At 38.8% G+C, this 18560-nt stretch carries 12 protein-coding genes and 3 pseudogenes; 3 read left to right on the top strand and 12 right to left on the bottom strand.

Annotated elements, in window-relative coordinates:
* The first annotated feature begins 194 nt into the window (after nt 1–194).
* Nucleotides 195–2234 (top strand): cation:proton antiporter, encoded by a 2040-nt coding sequence (locus tag FLP15_RS04800; protein WP_142766207.1) that lies wholly within the window; start codon nt 195–197, stop codon nt 2232–2234.
* 312 nt (nt 2235–2546) lie between these two features.
* On the opposite strand, the pseudogene FLP15_RS04795 reads toward FLP15_RS04800, so the two are convergent.
* The 5 genes and pseudogenes from FLP15_RS04795 to FLP15_RS04775 all read right to left on the bottom strand — a co-directional run bounded on the left by FLP15_RS04795 (nt 2547) and on the right by FLP15_RS04775 (nt 8560).
* Nucleotides 2547–2980 (bottom strand): annotated as a pseudogene (locus FLP15_RS04795) (OsmC family protein).
* A gap of 338 nt (nt 2981–3318) precedes the next feature.
* On the bottom strand, nt 3319–3918 hold the full coding sequence (locus FLP15_RS04790; RefSeq protein ID WP_142766206.1) for an FMN-dependent NADH-azoreductase: 600 nt from the start codon (nt 3916–3918) through the stop codon (nt 3319–3321).
* A 451-nt stretch (nt 3919–4369) separates the two neighbouring features.
* Nucleotides 4370–5781, bottom strand: a pseudogene (locus tag FLP15_RS04785) (MFS transporter).
* 345 nt (nt 5782–6126) lie between these two features.
* Nucleotides 6127–7347, bottom strand: a complete 1221-nt coding sequence (gene thiI / locus FLP15_RS04780; protein ID WP_142766205.1) for a tRNA uracil 4-sulfurtransferase ThiI — start codon at nt 7345–7347, stop codon at nt 6127–6129.
* A gap of 382 nt (nt 7348–7729) precedes the next feature.
* Nucleotides 7730–8560: a LysR family transcriptional regulator gene (locus FLP15_RS04775; protein ID WP_142766204.1), complete on the bottom strand. Its 831-nt coding sequence runs from the start codon at nt 8558–8560 to the stop codon at nt 7730–7732.
* Nucleotides 8561–8637: 77 nt separating this feature from the next.
* Between FLP15_RS04775 and FLP15_RS04770 the strand changes: the two genes are divergently transcribed.
* Nucleotides 8638–9732 carry a YeiH family protein gene (locus tag FLP15_RS04770; RefSeq protein WP_142766203.1) on the top strand — a complete coding sequence of 365 codons (1095 nt, stop codon included), beginning with the start codon at nt 8638–8640 and terminating at the stop codon, nt 9730–9732.
* A 460-nt stretch (nt 9733–10192) separates the two neighbouring features.
* Nucleotides 10193–11644 carry a lysine--tRNA ligase gene (lysS, locus tag FLP15_RS04765; RefSeq protein WP_190288375.1) on the top strand — a complete coding sequence of 484 codons (1452 nt, stop codon included), beginning with the start codon at nt 10193–10195 and terminating at the stop codon, nt 11642–11644.
* A gap of 441 nt (nt 11645–12085) precedes the next feature.
* Here lysS and FLP15_RS04760 read toward each other — a convergent pair whose 3' ends face one another.
* From FLP15_RS04760 to FLP15_RS13025, 7 genes and pseudogenes are all read right to left on the bottom strand, one after another.
* Nucleotides 12086–12562: a PAS domain-containing protein gene (locus FLP15_RS04760; RefSeq protein WP_142766201.1), complete on the bottom strand. Its 477-nt coding sequence runs from the start codon at nt 12560–12562 to the stop codon at nt 12086–12088.
* A gap of 286 nt (nt 12563–12848) precedes the next feature.
* Nucleotides 12849–13826, bottom strand: a complete 978-nt coding sequence (locus tag FLP15_RS04755) for an FAD:protein FMN transferase (RefSeq protein ID WP_142766200.1) — start codon at nt 13824–13826, stop codon at nt 12849–12851.
* Nucleotides 13826–14718: pseudogene (locus FLP15_RS04750) on the bottom strand (NADPH-dependent FMN reductase). The gene FLP15_RS04755 and the pseudogene FLP15_RS04750 overlap by 1 nt, the downstream one beginning before the upstream one ends.
* A gap of 253 nt (nt 14719–14971) precedes the next feature.
* Nucleotides 14972–15334, bottom strand: coding sequence for a hypothetical protein (locus FLP15_RS04745; RefSeq protein ID WP_142766199.1), 363 nt, complete (start codon nt 15332–15334; stop codon nt 14972–14974).
* Nucleotides 15335–15562: 228 nt separating this feature from the next.
* A complete protein-coding gene (locus FLP15_RS13565; protein WP_280954089.1) occupies nt 15563–16090 on the bottom strand; it encodes a cbb3-type cytochrome c oxidase subunit I in 528 nt (175 codons plus the stop codon).
* A gap of 44 nt (nt 16091–16134) precedes the next feature.
* On the bottom strand, nt 16135–17214 hold the full coding sequence (locus FLP15_RS13560; RefSeq protein WP_280954088.1) for a cbb3-type cytochrome c oxidase subunit I: 1080 nt from the start codon (nt 17212–17214) through the stop codon (nt 16135–16137).
* A gap of 119 nt (nt 17215–17333) precedes the next feature.
* Nucleotides 17334–17906: a hypothetical protein gene (locus tag FLP15_RS13025; protein WP_223804729.1), complete on the bottom strand. Its 573-nt coding sequence runs from the start codon at nt 17904–17906 to the stop codon at nt 17334–17336.
* Between the last annotated feature and the right edge of the window lie 654 nt (nt 17907–18560).

Raw genomic sequence — 18560 nt, 5'->3', positions numbered from 1 at the left:
AGTGCTTTAGCACTTAGGTTTCTGGGACAAGACCACTTCGCCTTGCGACTTTAGTCGCCTAGAGCGAATGGATAACGAAGCGAAGCGGAGGTGTGACCTCTCATATCGAAGCTCTGTGAGGTTGTACCTTAAATTCAGTGGTGAGTTGAAACTCCCACTAAATAAGTCTTGACTTCATAAAAAGAAAGGAATCTATGCTCCATACCATTTTTTATGTCATCGTGTTCCTTCTAACACTCGTCCTGTCAAACGTCCTTAACAAAGTTTTCCCAAAACTTGCCCTCCCACTGATTCAAGTGGTTTTTGGACTAATTTTGGGTTTTTTTGGCGCTGATGAAATTTTACACGTTGCTCCTGAATTTTTCCTTGGCTTTATTATTGCGCCATTACTCTTTCGTGAGAGCGAGGAAGCAGATGTCAAACATATTTTAAAACACAGTAAAGTCATTCTTGTCCTTATTTTTCCCTTAGTTTTTATTACTGCACTTGGACTTGGCTTCATTTCTCATTGGATTTATTCTGGAATCCCACTTGCTGCCTGTTTTGCTCTTGGCGCCAGCCTTGCACCAACAGACGCTGTTGCCGTTGGTGCTCTATCTAAGAACTTTAGTTTCCCTAAACGTGTCATGAGCATTTTAAAAGGAGAGGGTCTACTCAATGATGCCTCTGGAATCATTGCCTTTCAAATCGCATTGGTTGCTTTAATCACAGGATATTTCTCCCTACCTGATGCTACGCTGAAGCTTGTCCTTTCTGCAATTGGAGGGAGCGCTATCGGTTTTGTTCTCATCTATCTGAAAAATCTTATTTTAAGGCTTTTGGAAGATGTGGATGCTAGAGATGTTCCAGGTTACCTCTTACTCGAATTAGCCATTCCCCTCTCCGCTTTTTTGATTGCTGAAGAGCTTCATGTTTCTGGTATCATCGCAGCTGTTGTAGCAGGAGTAATGTCAGCAAATGGTCTTAAACGAACGACACTTTTCGATGCTCAAGTCGCAAAATTAAAAAGCACCATTTGGGACACACTCACTTTTATTCTAAACTCCATTGTCTTCTTCTTCCTCGGCATTGAATTATACCAGCTCGTTGTTCCTTTACTGATGAGTCCTGTGTACTCATCAGCCTATTTATTATTGCTTGCTGTTGTCCTAACCATCGGACTATTTGCTCTACGTTTTGCTATTATTGCGCTATACTATTGGATTCAATCTATCCGTAGAAAACAAACCTTTATCGCTTACTGGAATGATATTTTACTACTTACTTTTGCTGGTTCAAAAGGTACTGTAAGTATTGCCACTATTCTCCTCATTCCTCGTAATGTCATTGATTCACAGCCCGTTCTTGTCTTTTTAGCCGCTGCGGTGACAGGACTTAGCTTTTTAGTTGGAATGTTTATTTTGCCTTTCTTTGCAATCAAAAAAGTCGTGAAAGTCAACAATATTTCTAAAATCTCAATTCTTACCGACGTTGTCGAAGAATTAGTCAAAGATAGTAAAAAAGCAAAAAATCCTCAAGGTTATCGTATTGCCATAGATGCCTACCAAGAGCGTATCCAACAGTTGATTATTGAACAAGAATCAACTGACTTAGCCATTGATTATAATGATTTGCAACTTTTGATTATTCGTCTTGAATCAGAAGGGCTTGAAGTCGCACTTCGTGAGAATAAGATTTCAATGTATACTTACCGAACTTATCAACGATACATTCACTCTTTAGAGTCTTCTGTTGCTCACTCTCTCGTTTCCAGTATTCAATTTATTTACGTTGTCATTGTACGTGGTTTTCATCTTCTTTTATCTAAACTCCTACATATTGATTTTGGTTTCAAAAAAACAAAAGATGCAATCGAAACCACTCGTACTCAAATCACAGAGCTTTATTTCAGTAATACAGAACTTATCTTGCAAGCCTTAGATAACTTACAGGGTGTATTTGATGACCAGCTTCTCCATTTTCTTCAAGCAGAACGGCTTAGAACCGCTGAAATTGTTGCAACTGGTGGGCATATCTCACGACTTGTGAATAAAGCTCAACCGACCAATTTAACAGAAATGATGCGCGCCTACTATCTTGAGCGTAAAGTAATCTTTGAATATGAGAGTTCGGGTCAACTCACAGCCAGAGAAGCCAAGGATATGCGTCTTAATGTTAATGTCCTTGAAGATTACACACTAGCAAGTAACCAGCGCAGTCTACTTTTTGACTTTTTAGAACGGCGTAAAAAATAAAAATATCTGTCAGCATACTGACAGATATTTTTTCATCAAAACAACACTAAATCTTGACTTCATTTTTATACTAGTTCACCTTTAATTTTACGCAACGAAATTATTAAATGGCTATGATGTTGATTTCACTAAGCCACTAAAGTGGCAAGTTCAAATCGCAATCCAGCAGATCTGACAAGGCGAAATGGTAAGCGAAAGAAGTGGTTTGCGTGAAACGCAAACTTTGACTTTTAAAAACCTTGGGTTTGTATTAGAATCACTCACAATAGTCAACTGAGCTTCTACGGAGTCGTCAGAACAATTTAATACTGCTCAACTTTCAACTGTTATTACTGTTTCTAATTGGACATTGCCACGAATTGCTCTTGAAATCATACAACTCGTTTCAGCACGTTCTGCAAGTTTGCGTGCCTTCGTTTCATCTGCTTCTGGGTCAACTTTAGAAAAACGTGATGAATGATTTTTTCGTAAGTAAAAACACCGTTTGTAACATCAACCACACCTGTTGAATCCACTTTGAGATTTATTAGACCAATCGCATTTCTCTCAAGCATCGCAGCTAAAGTAATGGTGTAACAAGTACTGGCAGCTCCCAGTAGCATCTCGTCAGGATTCGTCCCCTCACCCGGTCCATCCATCAAGCTTGGTACAGATATCTTTTCTTTAAGCACACCCGCCTGCAAATTACCGACAGCATTGCGACCGCCTGCCCAATCAATCTCTGAATTAAAAATATGTTTTACCATAAAAAAACCTTTCTCATTGAAGTGATTACCCCATTGGTGAGAGATTCTTTCCCCTCCACCAATGCTAGAGTACAACCTCTGATGTAACAACTAAGCGACTAAAGTTGCAAGGCGAAATGGTCTTGCGACTTTAGTCTAAGCACTGTCCCGTCATCTCTAAGAGATGGGGGAGATGGTACGCATTTACTAAGTTAAAATTTACAGATAATGACAGCCGTTAATTCACCAATGATAAGCTGATAACACTGCTCTGTCAGTAAGGATACCTCTAAAAACTGCTATTTTTAGAAGTATCCTTAAATAAAAAGCCCGTCAGTATACTGACAGACTTCTTCCGATTAGAAGCTTGTAGCTTCTGCTTCAACTTTTTCAATAAATGCAGCAAGAAGTGCTTCTGCTTGATCTGGAGCATAGGCATGACCTTCAATAGCGATTTGCTTGAAATCAGCACCCATGAAACCAAAAACTGATGACATATAGAAAGTTGCAGGATCTTTTCCTTCATAAAAACCACCATTGGCTTGAAGTTGAAGAACTTTTTTACCACCTAAAAGTCCAACAGGCCCTTCAGCAGTATATTTAAACGTTTTACCAGCAACATTCAAAGTATCAATCCAAGCTTTCAATTCAGCAGGAATCATTAAATTATACATTGGGTTAGCAATAACAACCTTGTCAGCTGTTACAAATTGTTCAGTATATGAGCTGTAAGCATTAAGAAGCGCTTGTTGTTCAGCGGTCGCTTTTTCACCTGCATACATTCCACCAACAAGTTCAGCGTCAAGCGCTGGAATATTTTCTTTATAAACATCAAGCACTTCGATTTCATCAGTTGGGTGAGCAGCTTTGTAAGCTTCAACAAAAGCATCAAGTCCTTTAAGTGACATTGAAAATTCAGCAGTAAGTGGGTGACCTTTAACAACGAGAAGTTTAGACATTTTTCTATTTCCTTTAAATAATTTTATCAAAATAAGTGCGTGCTATCTCCACCCTTCGGGCTACGCTGTCGATGCTCGCTAAGGCGCTGAAGCGCCCAGTCGCAATCGCAACACCCCTACCTCTTAGGTAGGGGATGAAGCAGCACTAACTTTGAATTTCGTCCGACTAAATTCAGTGAGGAGTTGCCCTTTTATCAGTCGCTTCAGCGACTAGAGAAAATGAACAAATGTTTTACGAAACTCCCACTGAATAAGTCTTGACTTCATTTGTGAGTACAAAAAATATTATATCAAACTTTTTTCATATCTTTTAAAAATTAGTACGTGAAAATTTACACATGTAAACATGCTGACAGAAAAAAATTTACTGACAGAAATCTTGTCAGTAAAAAAACGGCCAAATTGACCGTTATCAAATCATCAGCGCACATTATACTGACAGAAAACAAACTCAAGCATTTTTCCGCTTTCCCACCAATCGCACCAAACCAAGAATCCAAGTAATAATCGTCAAAGTCAAACTAACAAAGAAAGCAATATGCATACCATTCAAAAACAGCAACGGTTGACTCTTAACATAAGTATTAACCGTATGCCCCGACAACACTGACATCGCAAGAAAAAGCGAAATCGTCCCCAGCGACGTTCCAAGCACAAAAGCAATATTACGTCCAAGCGAATTGACCGAGCCTGCGATACCGAGATAACGCTTCTCGACCGTTGACATAATCAAGGCATTGTTTGGACTTTGGAAAAATCCAACCGAAGCACCATGCAAAGCCAATGCCACAACCACAAAAAGCATACTCGAATGCTCATTAATCAACAAATAACCAATCTGTGCAAAGATAATCCCGAAATTCCGATAAAAGTAATCCATTCCTTATTGAACCGATCTGCCAAAACACCTGAAATCGGACTTGAAACCAACATCAAAGCAGGATAAGCCATCATGATAATCCCAGCCACACCAGGCGATAACAACCGAAAATCCTGCAAATAAAACGGCAAAAGGATACTTACAAACATCCCAGCAGTGAAGTTCAACATCGCCGTAATGATGCTCATCGTAAATAATTTAGTCTTAAAAATTCCCAAATCAATCAGCGGATTTTCCTTGCGATTTTCTGTATAAACAAACAAAATAAAGAAAACAATCGCACCAATAAAAGCACCCCAAATCAAAGGATTGCCCCAGCCAATGATCTGTCCAAAATTGATTCCAAGAAAGAGCAAAACAAGACAAACAAACATCTCAGACGAACCAACGAAATCCACATCTCGCACCGTTCCTTGCCCTTTTTCTTTCGGCAATGCACGTGAGCCATACAAATAAGCTACAATTCCAATCGGAACATTAATCCAAAAAATATAATGCCAGCTTGCAATCTGCAAAATCAAACCACCAATCGCAGGACCAGCGATAGAACCTACCGATACAAACATCGAATTAATTGCTAAAGCACGACCACGACTCTCCGCTGGAAAAATCTCAGCCACCAGACCAAAAGAAGTCGCCATAAACATCGAGCCACCCACAGCTTGCACCACCCGTGCAAACAAAAGCCAAGTTAAGCCACCACCAAAATCCAGTCCAGCCAAAAATGAGCCAATCGTAAAAATCAAGGCACCAAGTTTAAAAATATTCGCCTTTCCCAGCAAATCCCCCAACCGACCAAAAATCAAAATCACACCAGAAATGACAATTAAATAAGTAGTCACAACCCAAGTCACCTGAGCCAGTGTCACATTTAGCTCCCGTGACATGGTTGGCAAGGCAATATTCACAATTGACCCATCCAGGGTAGACATAAAAATGAAAATTCCAATCGCAATTAGCGCTTTTACTCTATTTCCAGTCATAGAACCTCCTTCAAAAAATACCCCTATATCCAAAAACAAATAAAAATATGAAAACACGCAATTGCTCTTTCATATTTTTATCGTTTAGAGTAGGGACTCTACCATTTTATTCTCTAAAAATTTTAGAGGGCTTTCAAAAATAATGTCTTAGTCTATCCAATCGGCTACATTCCGCAGATGAACGACGAAGCGGAATGAATAATTAAGATCAGTTTAGAACACCTAAAATTTCAATATTGTTTAATACCATTAGTAATTATAGCCTTACTTCTTCATTCCGTCAAGTTCAAATGACTCAAGAACGGTAACTAAAAGCTCCACTATCGAGCGAAGCTTTCATCATTATTAAAGCAAGTCAGCAAACTCTTCAACAGCTTCTTTCTGGTCCCAGTTTTCACCAGTAATGGTCGTAAGCATAATACCAGCCACCGCTCGCTCAACCATTCCCTCAACATCCAAACGTGCTTCATATTGAAGACAATTTTCAAGTTTAGGATTCGTCTTAGGGCTTGGTGGTGCAAAAACAGTACAACAATCTTCAAAAGGCAAGATTGAAAGATTGAAAGTATCAATCTTCTCAGCAATATCAATAATCTCGATTTTATCCATTGTAACAACAGGACGAATGACTGGCGTAGTAGTCACTTCATTGATGACTGACATTGAACCAAGTGTTTGACTTGCCACTTGCCCCAAAGATTCACCATTGATAATCACTTTTCCTCCACGTTCTTCACGGATACAATCAACCACACGCATCATAAACCTTCTTGTCAGCGTCATCAAATAAGCTTGTGGTGCCTTACTCTTAATTTCTTCTTGAATCTCCGTAAATGGCACTTCAATAAACGTGATTGAACCACCAAAAACAGTCAATTTTGCAGCTAAATCTTTCGCTTTCTTAAGCGCACCAGGCGAGGTATAAGGAGGTGATGCAAAATGAACCGCCTCAATTTCAACACCACGTTTGAGTGCTAAATACCCTGCAACAGGTGAGTCAATCCCACCAGAAAGCATAAGATGACCACGTCCAGCCGTTCCAACAGGCATCCCACCCGCACCTTTAAGCGTTTCATAGCTAAGATAAGCTGCATCTTGCCTAATTTCTACACGTAATGTAATATCAGGTCTTTTCATTTGTACCGCTGCATATTCAAAATGGTCAAACACAACATCACCCAAAGCCAAATTAAGTTCCGTTGAATCTAGTTCAAAACCGTGGTCTGCACGCTTTGCGGCAATTTTGAAAGTAAGACCCTTCTGATAAATTTCGCCAAACAATCCAACCACAGCCTCTTTCAAAGCTGGAACTGATTTTTCTACCTTGATAGATGGCGAAAAATTTTGAATACCGAATACTTTTGTTAAGCGGCGAGAAACTTCTTCATAATCTGCCCCATTCAACTCAATATGCGCTCTATCGCGTACCGCTGTAATTTTAAGCGATTCAATATCAGCTAAAACTTCTCGAATGTTCTTTGCCAGACGATTGATAAAAAATCCTCGATTTTTCCCCTTCGTTGAAAGTTCACCATAGCGAACCATAATTTCATCGTAAACTACCATATTTCCTATTTCTTTCAGATTTTTTCTGCGAACTCAATTATACCAAAAAATAATAAAACTATGTTCTATCTATCAAAATTCAAAGTATATTTTCTAATTTTTATCAAAGCAAGTGCGTGTTATCTCCGCCCTTCGAGCTACGCTGTCCATCCACCACAGGTATCCATTCACTCTATCTCCGCTTTGCTACGCTGTCGATTTCACTAAGTCACTAAAGTGGCAAGTTCAAATCGCAATCTGCTAAAGCAGCAAGGCGAAATGGTTCGCACGCCGTTCTACGAACGGTCTACGCAACTTCGTTTGCTCTTACTGATTCAGCGACTAGAGAAAATGGACAAATGTTTTACGAAACTCTCACTGAGTAAGTCTTGACTTCATTTTTTCAATCTTCTTTTGCTTTCATTCCTAGTATTCTAATACGCTCGGTTAATTTTTTTATAGAAGGTTGATACTCATCAAGATAAGTTACACCATAAAATACTCGCTTATATTTCTCTCCCAATCTTACAAAAGGAATTTCATTATTAATAAAGCGTTTTGAGATGATTGAAGCACCAAATCCAGCTTTCAGATGATTAACAATCAATTCATTACTGTTCATTGTAACAATGTTTTTCGGGATACTTTCACACTCTTTCAAAAATTGCTCTGTATAATGGTTGACCCCTGAACCTTTTTCACGAATAAAAAATAAATCCGATTCAAGATTGCCTGCAAGCACCAACTCGTCATCATAAATAGAAAAAGTGTTAGTCTGCGCTCCCATCAAAGGTTTTTCAATAATTCCCAAATGCAACTCATGATTAGAAACTAAATCAAAAACTTTATCTGAATTAAAAGTTGAAATTTCCATCTCCAAATGATTAATCTCTGGCATAAATTCTTGAAAAATTTGAGGCATTACACTACCGGCCACACTATGAGACACCGCAACTTTAAATGACTGTCGTTTAGAAGTGTTTTGCTGGAGATCTCGCTCTATTTTTGACCATTGCTCCAGTAAATCCACAACTCTATTATAAAGCTGGTTTGCCGCTTCGCTTGGGATAACTTCGTGATTTTTTCCTCTGAAGAAAAGGGAAGTACCTAGTTCTTCTTCTAGTTTTTTGATTCGTACCGTAACCGTTGGCTGCGAGAAATAGAGCTGTTGGGCTGCACGAGTAAAGCTTTTAGTCTCGTACACTGCAACAAAAGTTTTAAACAATGAAAACATTTTTAATTACCTTTTTTAATCAATATGATTATTATAATTTATTTTACAAATAAACTCAAGCGCGCTATAATCACTCTATGAATAATTTTATAAAGAAATCTTTTCACATAGAAAGATTAGGAACTCCTACCGCAAAATCTCCTGTCCAAACCCTAAAAAGAAATATTTGGCCTGGATTAATCATTTGTGCCATTATTGGTCTCGCTTGTATGATTGAGGGTGTCTATTTCCCAGCCCTCAGTGCAAATTTATTGGCAATTTTATTGGGATTCGCTGCTCGCAATCTTTTATCTATTCCAGAAACTCTTGAACCAGGAATTGGTGTAGCTGCGAAGCGTTTACTACGCTGGGGAGTTGCCCTTTTGGGCCTTCAAGTTTCTTTGTCAACAGTACTTGGTCTGGGCTGGGGAGTCATTATAACAGATATCTGCGCTGTATCCATTACTTTTGTTGCGACTTTCTTCCTCGGACGCTTGCTAGGTATTGATGAGGATTTAGTTACACTCATTGCCTCTGGATTTTCAATTTGTGGTGCTGCTGCTGTTGCTGGAATTCAAGGTACTGTCAAGGCAACTGAAGAAAAAGTGGCTGCTGCCGTCGCATTGGTTGTCCTATTTGGGACAATTATGATTGGTGTTGGTCCTCTTATTTATCATTTGCTCGGTATGAGTTTAGGAAATGGCGCCACCCTTATTGGAGGTTCGACTCATGAAGTTGCTCAGGCTGCTGCTGCCGCTGGAATTGCTGGTGGTGGTGTATTATTAACTACTGCAATCTTAGTCAAACTCTTTAGAGTCGCTTTACTTGCTCCAGTTGTTTTTTTACTAGGACTTTTCCGTCGTAAAGAAGTTGAGATTATTGATAAACATGAACTCTATCAAGAGGGAACAAAAGTGAAGCGTCCTGCTCTTTTACCTTTGTTCGTCGTTGGATTTATTATCCTGATGTTTATTGCAACGCTCAATATCATTCCAAAATCTATTGCTGCAAATATCAAGTTGCTCCAACAATTTTTTCTTACTACAGCAATGTTTGCACTAGGTCTTGGGGTTCATATCAAATCTCTGAGAAAACTTGGTTTCAAACCGCTACTTCTTGGTTTATTTAGTACCATTATCATCATTTTGGTGGTGTTGGCTTGCATTTCTTTGGGACTTGGTGCGCATATTTGATAATGAAAAAATCAGCCATAAGAATTTGACTGATTTTTCATTTTTTGCTTTGAAGTGATTACTTCATTGGTGGGGGATTTTTTCTCCTCCCACCAATGTTAGGGTACAACCTCTAGGTGTAACAACTAGCATATCTTTAAGCGCTGAAGCGCAAACGGCTATCCTATAAAGTGGCAAGTTCAAATCGCAATCGACTAAGACCCTAGGACAGTAGAACGAAAGCAGAGCTTACCATTTCGCCTTATCGCTTTAGGCGAATCGACAGCGCAGTGAAACGGAGATAGTGCTGTTTATCCTCCTCCCTTATAGAGGTGGGGGAATTAGCACGCACTTGTTAAGCTAAAGCATTCTCATTTCTATCAATTTTCCTCTGTAAAATCAGTGAAAATATGATAAAATAGAGAGAATAAAATTTACAAGGAGCTATATTTTGGCTGAAATTGAAGAACTTAATGACCAAATGAAAGTCCGTCGCGAAAAAATGGAAAATCTGCGCGAAGCAGGAATTGACCCATTTGGACATAAATTTACACGTACACATAACTCTGCTGAACTCCACGCAGCATATGACGACAAAACTAAAGAAGAGCTTCATGAGCTTGCACTTCAGGGAATTGTTGCTGGTCGTTTGATGACAAAACGCGGAAAAGGGAAAGTTGGTTTTGCCCATCTCCAAGACCGCGAAGGTCAGATTCAGATTTATGTCCGTAAAGATGAAGTTGGTGAAGAAAATTATCAAATTTTCAAAACAGCTGACCTTGGAGATTTCCTCGGTGTCAAGGGCGAAATCATGAAAACAGATACAGGCGAGCTTTCAATTAAAGCGAGCCATCTCACTTTTCTGAGCAAGGCACTGCGTCCACTTCCTGAAAAATGGCATGGTCTGCAAGATACGGAAACGCGTTATCGCAAGCGTTATTTGGATCTGATTTCTAATCGTGAGAGCTTTGAGCGTTTCTTGACACGTTCAAAAATCATTAGCGAAATCCGGCGTTATATGGACGGACGCGGCTATCTTGAAGTCGAAACGCCTGTCTTACACAATGAAGCTGGCGGAGCTGCTGCAAAACCATTTTACACCCATCACAATGCACTCGATTTTGACATGGCACTGCGTATTGCACTTGAGCTTTATCTGAAACGTCTGATTGTCGGTGGTATGGAAAAAGTCTATGAAATCGGTCGTGTTTTCCGCAACGAAGGCATGGACCAAACACATAATCCTGAATTTACCATGCTTGAAAGCTACGAAGCCTACGCAGATTTCAATGACATCATGGATTTGACTGAAGGCATCTTCCAGCACGTGGCTAAGACAATCATCGGTAAAGAAGTGATTGAATATAATGGCAAAGAAATCAATGTGGGTGGAAAATATCGCCGTATTCACATGGTTGATGCGATTAAGGAAGCAACGGGTGTGGATTTCTGGCAAGAGATGACCTTTGACGAGTCTGTGGAGATTGCCAAAGCACATGACATTCATGTCGAAAAACACTTCACAACAGGTCACATCATCAATGAATTTTTCGAGAAATACATCGAAGAAACCTTGATTCAACCGACTTTTGTCTATGGCCATCCAAAAGAAATTTCTCCACTGGCAAAAATGAATGAACAAGATCCGCGTTTCACTGACCGTTTTGAGTTTTTCATTGATGGTCATGAATTTGCTAATGCCTTTTCTGAATTGAATGATCCGATTGACCAGCTGGAGCGTTTTGAAGCTCAAGCGCGCGATAAAGAACTTGGTGACGACGAAGCGACAGGCGTTGACTATGATTATGTTGAGGCACTTGAACACGGCATGCCACCAACGGGTGGACTTGGAATTGGGATTGACCGTTTGGTCATGCTTTTCACAGGGACAACTTCAATCCGTGACGTTTTACTCTTCCCAACAATGAAATAATAAAAAAATACTCTCGTCAGGACTGATGAGAGTATTTTTTTATGTTTAACTTAGCAAGTGCTGCTTTCGTTCTACTAACATTGGTGGGGAGAAAGAATCCCCCACCAATGAAGTAATCACTTCAATTTTATAAAATACCGCTGACAAAATCATTCCAAAAATTTGTCAGCGATGAAGTCAAGACTTATTCAGTGGGAGTTTCGTAAAACATTTGTCCATTTTCTCTAATCGCTAAAGCGACTGATAAAAGGGCAACTCCTCACTGAATTTAGCCGGACGAAATTCAAAGTTAGTGCTGCTTCACCCCCTACCTAAGAGGTAGGGGTGTTAGCAAGCACTTATTTCGATAAAAAAACTGTCAGTACTGACAAAAAGTATTTTTGTAGTCTGTCAGTAAGAAAAAAGTTCTGTCAGTGCTGACAGAACTTTTTTACTGCTAAATTATTCTGATTTGCCAGAATTATGAGGGGTGCGAACACCACGGAATCCTTGAATACGTTTGATGTCTCCTGTAAATTCCATACACCCCAAATAAGTTCCATCAATATCACGAATTGCATAATAATTAATATAGCAAGTACGCTCTCCCATTGGGAACCATTGTTCATAGTGATCAGCTGAACCATCATGGAAACTTTCCAAAATCTTCTTGACCGTTGGACGAATGCGTTCTGGTTTTTCTGGATGCAGTTCGAGCAAATTTTTACCTAATTGTTCAACAAAACGTTGGTGCATCCGTTTTTCTCCATCAGTAAAGTAAACAAATTCATCATTGGCATCAATAAGGTCAATTTCAAATGGAATAGTGTTTAATACTTGGCGCAATAAGTGTAAATCCATCTTACCTGTGGGAAAATTCACGAAACCATCCTCAAAAAAAGTTTTGGCATCTTCTTCTATCAAATTACGTTCTTTCATTTCTTATCTCTCCGTTTTAAACATAAGCATATCTATTTCTAGGTAAGAAGCATTATCCAGACGCTTCTCATACTCCTAGATTACAATTTTGTTCATCTTTTCTTTATATTTTTATCAAAATAAGTGCGTGCTAACATCCCTACCTCTTAGGTAGGGGATGAAGCAGCACTAACTTTGAATTTCGTCCGACTAAATTCAGTGAGGAGTTGCCCTTTTATCAGTCGCTTTAGCGATTAGAGAAAATGGACAAATGTTTTACGAAACTCCCACTGAATAAGTCTTGACTTTATTCAAATTCAAAGCTCGAATCAGCAATATAGACTTGGCTTTGAGGAATTCCGACTACCTTTATCTTTTTGTCACGACTAATAAAGATTGCTCCATAAACATCTGGATGATTCTCTAGCCAATCCTCAATTGGTTGATCTGCGAAAAATAGTCTTGTCGTCTCAATCTCGCCATCAATTGAGCGTTTTGATAAAACAGTGACACTTGCAATCTGATTATTGTGTGGATAGCCCATTTCGGGGTCAATAATATGATGATAGGATTTTCCATCTACTTCCATATATCGCTCCGCAATACCAGAAGTCACAACTGAACTTTCCCCTGTCAAGATTTGAGCGATAGAAATACCATTATTATTGAGCGGATTGCGAATTCCAACACGCCATTTTCTATTTTTTTGATGAGGAGCTTCTCCCATCAAAATTAGATTTCCACCAAGATTAATCATTCCAGAAGAAATCCCATGTGCTCGCCATAAGTCTTGAACTCGGTCAGCAATGTATCCTTTTGCAATGCCTCCCAAATCAATTTCCATCCCTTTTTTAGGAAGAAAAATAGAAAATTCTTCATCATTAAGAATAATCTCATCAGGGCTGATGAGTTCTAGACGTTCATCAATCTCCGATTGTTGAGGGAGTCTAGCATCTGAAAATCCAATATGCCAGAGTTTAACCAAAGGACCGATTGCTGCATTAAAACCAAAATGCTCTTGACTTTTTTCCACTGCAATTTTTGTCAACTGATACACTGGGTCTGAAACTTGCACAGCGTTAATTCCGGCTGCTTCATTGACCTTCATCAGTTCTGATTGGGCACGGTTGACTGTAAAAATATCTTCATAATGTTTGATGAGATGAAAGCCATCCTCCAACAATTGTTCATCAGTTGTTCCATAGATTGTTAAATCAATGACTGTTCCTAATGCCCTATATCGTTTTGATATTTTCTTTGTTGCAATTTTGTCTAATTTTTCCATCAGTGTTCTGACGCACCTGTTGAGGTATCAGGTTGTCCTTTAGCATCTGCAACTTTACCATGAGTTGATTTAGACGCCGAAGTTGCTCCATCTTCTTTAGCTCCTGAATGAAGTCCAATTTCTTCAATCCACCAACCATCACCTTCTTCGAGAATCTGTGCATAGGCTGATTTTACCGCCTCGTCAGGTTCCTCATATTCTGAAGCTCCCGTATCAGCATCTGAAATCACTGGGAATCCAAGATTCGTATCTTCAATCCACCAACCCTCTCCTTCTTCAAGGAGTGGTACTTTTTCTTCCTGATTTGTATGAGATGATGCTCCTGTACGATCCGTTGCTAATGCTCGCATTGGTTTCAATGTCTTTGTATAAGTCACAAAGTTTCCAAAACAGTGCTCCAACCAACCGATTGTTCGTTCATCTACCAGCTCATCACGACTATTGAAAGACTCTGCTGCACGCCCTAATAAAAACTGATTTGATGGTAAAACAAAAGCATCAAGTCCTGGCGAACTTAGAATTTGACGCAAATTTTCTTGAGCAAAGACAGTTCCCATATTCCCTAATGACACACCAACAATCATGACGGGTGTATTCGTCAATGGATGAAGTGAACCCATGACAGCCATTCAATCAGTGATTTTAACCCTGCAGTGATAGAGTGGTCATACTCAGGTGTTGAAAAAATCACACCATCAGCTTCTTCTATTGCTCTTGCAATTTCTAGAACTTTGGTAGGAATTTCTTCAATGTCCTCACAAAAAAGTGGCACATCTGTAATCTCTACAACTTCAATTTGTGCTTGATTATTGAAGTGTTTTTTCATATACCAAAGTAACTTTCGATTGTACGAAAAGCTAGCATTGGTGCCGACAATGGCGATATATTTCATCCCATTTCCTCTTTCGCTTTGTAAATACATTGTAATTGTATTCCTTTTCACTAACTTTGTCAAGAAGATATTCAACATTATGTTGTTTTGTCAAATGATTTGTTTCTAGCAGATTTTAAAAGTATTTTAATGGTTACATTATGTATTTTTAGCTCTATATTTATTAGGTTCAATACTGATTTTTTCTTATTTTATCTGTAACATAACTCAACCATTATTTTACAAAAATGTTTCATAATAAAAACTCCCACATTTAATGTGCGAGTTTCTTTTTCTTATTGTCTGGAAGATTTAAAGCTTCATTCATTAGTAAAATACCTATCAGTAAGCCAAATAAAGTGCTGATATAATATCCTGGAAGCAGGAGCTTTCCCATCATATTTAGAGAATTTACTACATTTGTAGCATCTAAATGTAAAACTTGACTATAAGTAAATACACTAACTACTGTAAAAGCTGTACCAACGAAAATATTATAAATTCTATTTTTTCCACGCATGATGTAATAAATGATGAACAAGATGACTAAAATCAAATACATGACCCAGTTTTTCTTTACAAATTCAAATCCAAAATGCGCTTGAAAATGATAAGTTTCTACACTTATTAGCTTCATGTAAGGTAATAAATAACTTAAAACATATAATATGACTAAACTTTTAAAAAAATATTTTTTCATTTTTCCTAATTTTATTCATAGCGAATTGCGCTCTAGAGTTCGACTATAATATCAATTTTTTTCATTTTACAGCATATTAAACAATTTTTAAATATACTGATTCATGTCTATCTAGGCATATTAGTATAAAGGAAGCTTCTACGCAAACAAATCAATTTATACTAATTACTTATTTTCTGCTGCAAGTTCATCTAGTATAATCTTTGATTCTTTTTCATGTTGTTCGTTTTCTGCTGGTTTCAGATTGAAGAAAGCTCCAACAACAATGATAATTAAGACAATAACTCCTGCTGTAAACACAAGGTCTGGAAGCATTCGTGCCCATAGTAATCCTGAAACAAGTGGGCTATGGTAGAAACTCGTCAGGCGAGCATGCCAATAACCGTGTTCAACTGCATCTGTCAATTGCAGATACCCTACTGGAAGCAAAGTAATCACTAGCATCCCAAGAAGTCCCATATTGGTCAACCAAGCAGACCAGACCACCATCTTTTCTCGTTTTGGTGTCCAATATTCTTTCTTAGATACTGAACGCATTGTATAAAGTAGGATTGCAATTGAGAACATTCCGTAAACCCCAGCCATTGAGCCATGAGCATGAGCTGATGTCCATGTTGTTCCGTGTTCAAAGTAGCTAATTGCTGGCAAGTTAATCAAAAAGCCAAGCGCACCAGCGCCGAAAGCATTCCACAATCCTGTGGCTGCAAGGAAAATGAATGTTCCTTTATAAGGGAACTCTACCCTGAATCTTTGTAAACTTTATAGTGCGTATAAGCTTCCCAAACCAAAAGACAAAGCGGAACAACTTCAAGTGCTGAAAACGATGAACCGAGCGCGAGCCAGATAGAATTGTCTCCCATCCAATAGTAGTGGTGACCGATACCAACGACACCCGAACCCAAAAGCAAAATCATTTGGAAATAAAGCGCACGAATGGTGGATTTAATTGTTGTCAAGCGCATATCAACCATGAGCCAACCAATAAGAAGAACAGCGAACACTTCAAAGACACCTTCAACCCAGAGGTGAACAATCCACCAGCGCCAATAGTCTGCGAATGTAACGTGTGAGTCTGGCATGATGAAGAGAGAAGCAACATAGAACGATGGAATAGCAAGTGCACCAACAAAGAGCATTGTTGCTAAGTGCTTTCTATCAAAGAGATAACTCGTTTTTGCTTTTTTACGAATTGCAGGGACAAATCCACGACCAAGGATAACTGCCCAAAGCACCATCCCGATGATAAAGAGAATTTGCCAAAATTTACCAAGTTCGATATATTTCCAGCCATATTGTCCAAAAAGCCACCAAACTTTACCCATCCAGCCCATTGTTCCTGCCCATTCGCCAAGCATTGACCCTGCAACAACGATGATTAATGCCCAAAATAATAAGTCAACGAGCAAGCCTTGACGTTTAGGTTCACGTCCAAGAACACGAGGGACAACATAAATTCCTGTGGCAAGCCAAGAAGTCGCTACCCAGAAAATAACAAGTTGCAAATGCCATGTCAAATCAATTGGAAATGGGAAGATATTTTGGATATTCCAGCCAAAGAAAGAATTTTCGGCGTAGAAGTGACTCATTAATTCCCCAAGCATGATTTGAACGAGGAAAAGGAGGACGACAATCACAAGGTATTTAGCAACTTTACGTTGTGAACTTGTGATTGCTTTATCTGCATCAATGATAGGCAAATCTCCCTCAGCATAACGGTCTGCCATTTCAAGATTGTAGCGACGTTCGTACCAGATGATGATACCAAGACCTGCAACAAGGATAGCTACTGAAATCGCTGACCAAGTGATTGCTGTCATTGAAACATTGTTCCCTGCTTCAAGGTCATATGGGAAATTATTGGTATAGGTTGAACCTCCTTCAGGACGCTCGGTTGAAGATAACCATGCGCCCCAGAAAAAGAAATCAGCAAGGTAATCTACTTGATTTCCTTTGGCTTGATAAGCCCTGCATCATGTGCTTTAATCAAGTTTTCTGGCAAGCCTGCTTCTGTGGGATTGTTGATGAACATTTTGTGATAATATTGTTCTTCGTATTTGAAACCTGCAGCTTGTGCATCGGTCAAGACCAATTGGTGAGTTTTGGTATTGTAACGATTTTTCTTGATTTCTTTAACCACTTGACCTTTGATACCTTCTTGTTGAATACCAGAAAGGTTTGACCAGTTTTTGTTGAACAACTTTTGGGCTTTATATTTATACATTCCTTGAATATAAATATGTAACGCTTCTGAACTGTAGTCAGGGCCAAGATAAGCGCCATCTCCAAGATATGAACCATAGTCGCCAAGGCCATAGCGTTCGTAAGTCGCTTGTCCTGAGATGAGTTGCGTTTTGGTTGCTAAGCTTTTGCCCTGCTCGTTTACAATTTGAGAAGGACGAGGTGCTTCATTTTTGAAAATTGAAAGACCACCAGCAATGAGGATTGAGAATGTTATCACCAATGTGATAAATAACACATTTCTCAAACGCGCATAGGGATTCTTTTGCATTTATTTATTCCTTTAAGATGTGAGGACAACTCGTTCAGAAGCGTAAAAAATAGGAAAATTGAGCTTTTGCGCTCGCACAAGTTCTTGATTTTATCTTTTTTCCTAGCTTCTAGCCGTCCGAACTCAGTTGATTAAGATGTGAGAGGTGCTCGGTAAAAAGCGTAACGAGTTGCTACTCAACTTGGTGCTCTAACGCCATAGTGAGAGTAGACGACGTAGTCCAAAAGGATAAGAAATTATAAGTTCGTGTGAACGTACAGTTTTAGCTTTTATCTCTTTTTGACGATTTTGAGCGACCCAAACTTGATGATTATACTAATTCATCTCTAAATCTACGTTAGCAAATTTAGTAGTTGAACTGCAGATATACTGCCTTATGCCTGCACGAGAGATGGTTTGCAGAAACGCAAACTTTAATTTCTAAAAGGGACTTTTAAAAATTAAACAGGATTCGATTTTAAAGTGATTACTTCATTGGTGGGGATTTAGCACGCACTTACTAAGTTAAAATAATGACAGACCCGATTCATTGATAAATAATTTTTATGAAAACTTGTCAGTATACTGACAGAAAATTTTTTGGTTCGGTTTTGATAGAAATTGAAAAATTATTGATAATTTCTAATTCTGTTATTCACTCATGAGTGTCTTATA

Origin of the sequence: Lactococcus protaetiae (assembly GCF_006965445.1) — a bacterium.
Classification (GTDB): domain Bacteria; phylum Bacillota; class Bacilli; order Lactobacillales; family Streptococcaceae; genus Lactococcus; species Lactococcus protaetiae.
The sequence above is the reverse complement of the archived record's forward strand: the minus strand, read 5'-3'. Positions and strand labels throughout refer to the sequence as shown.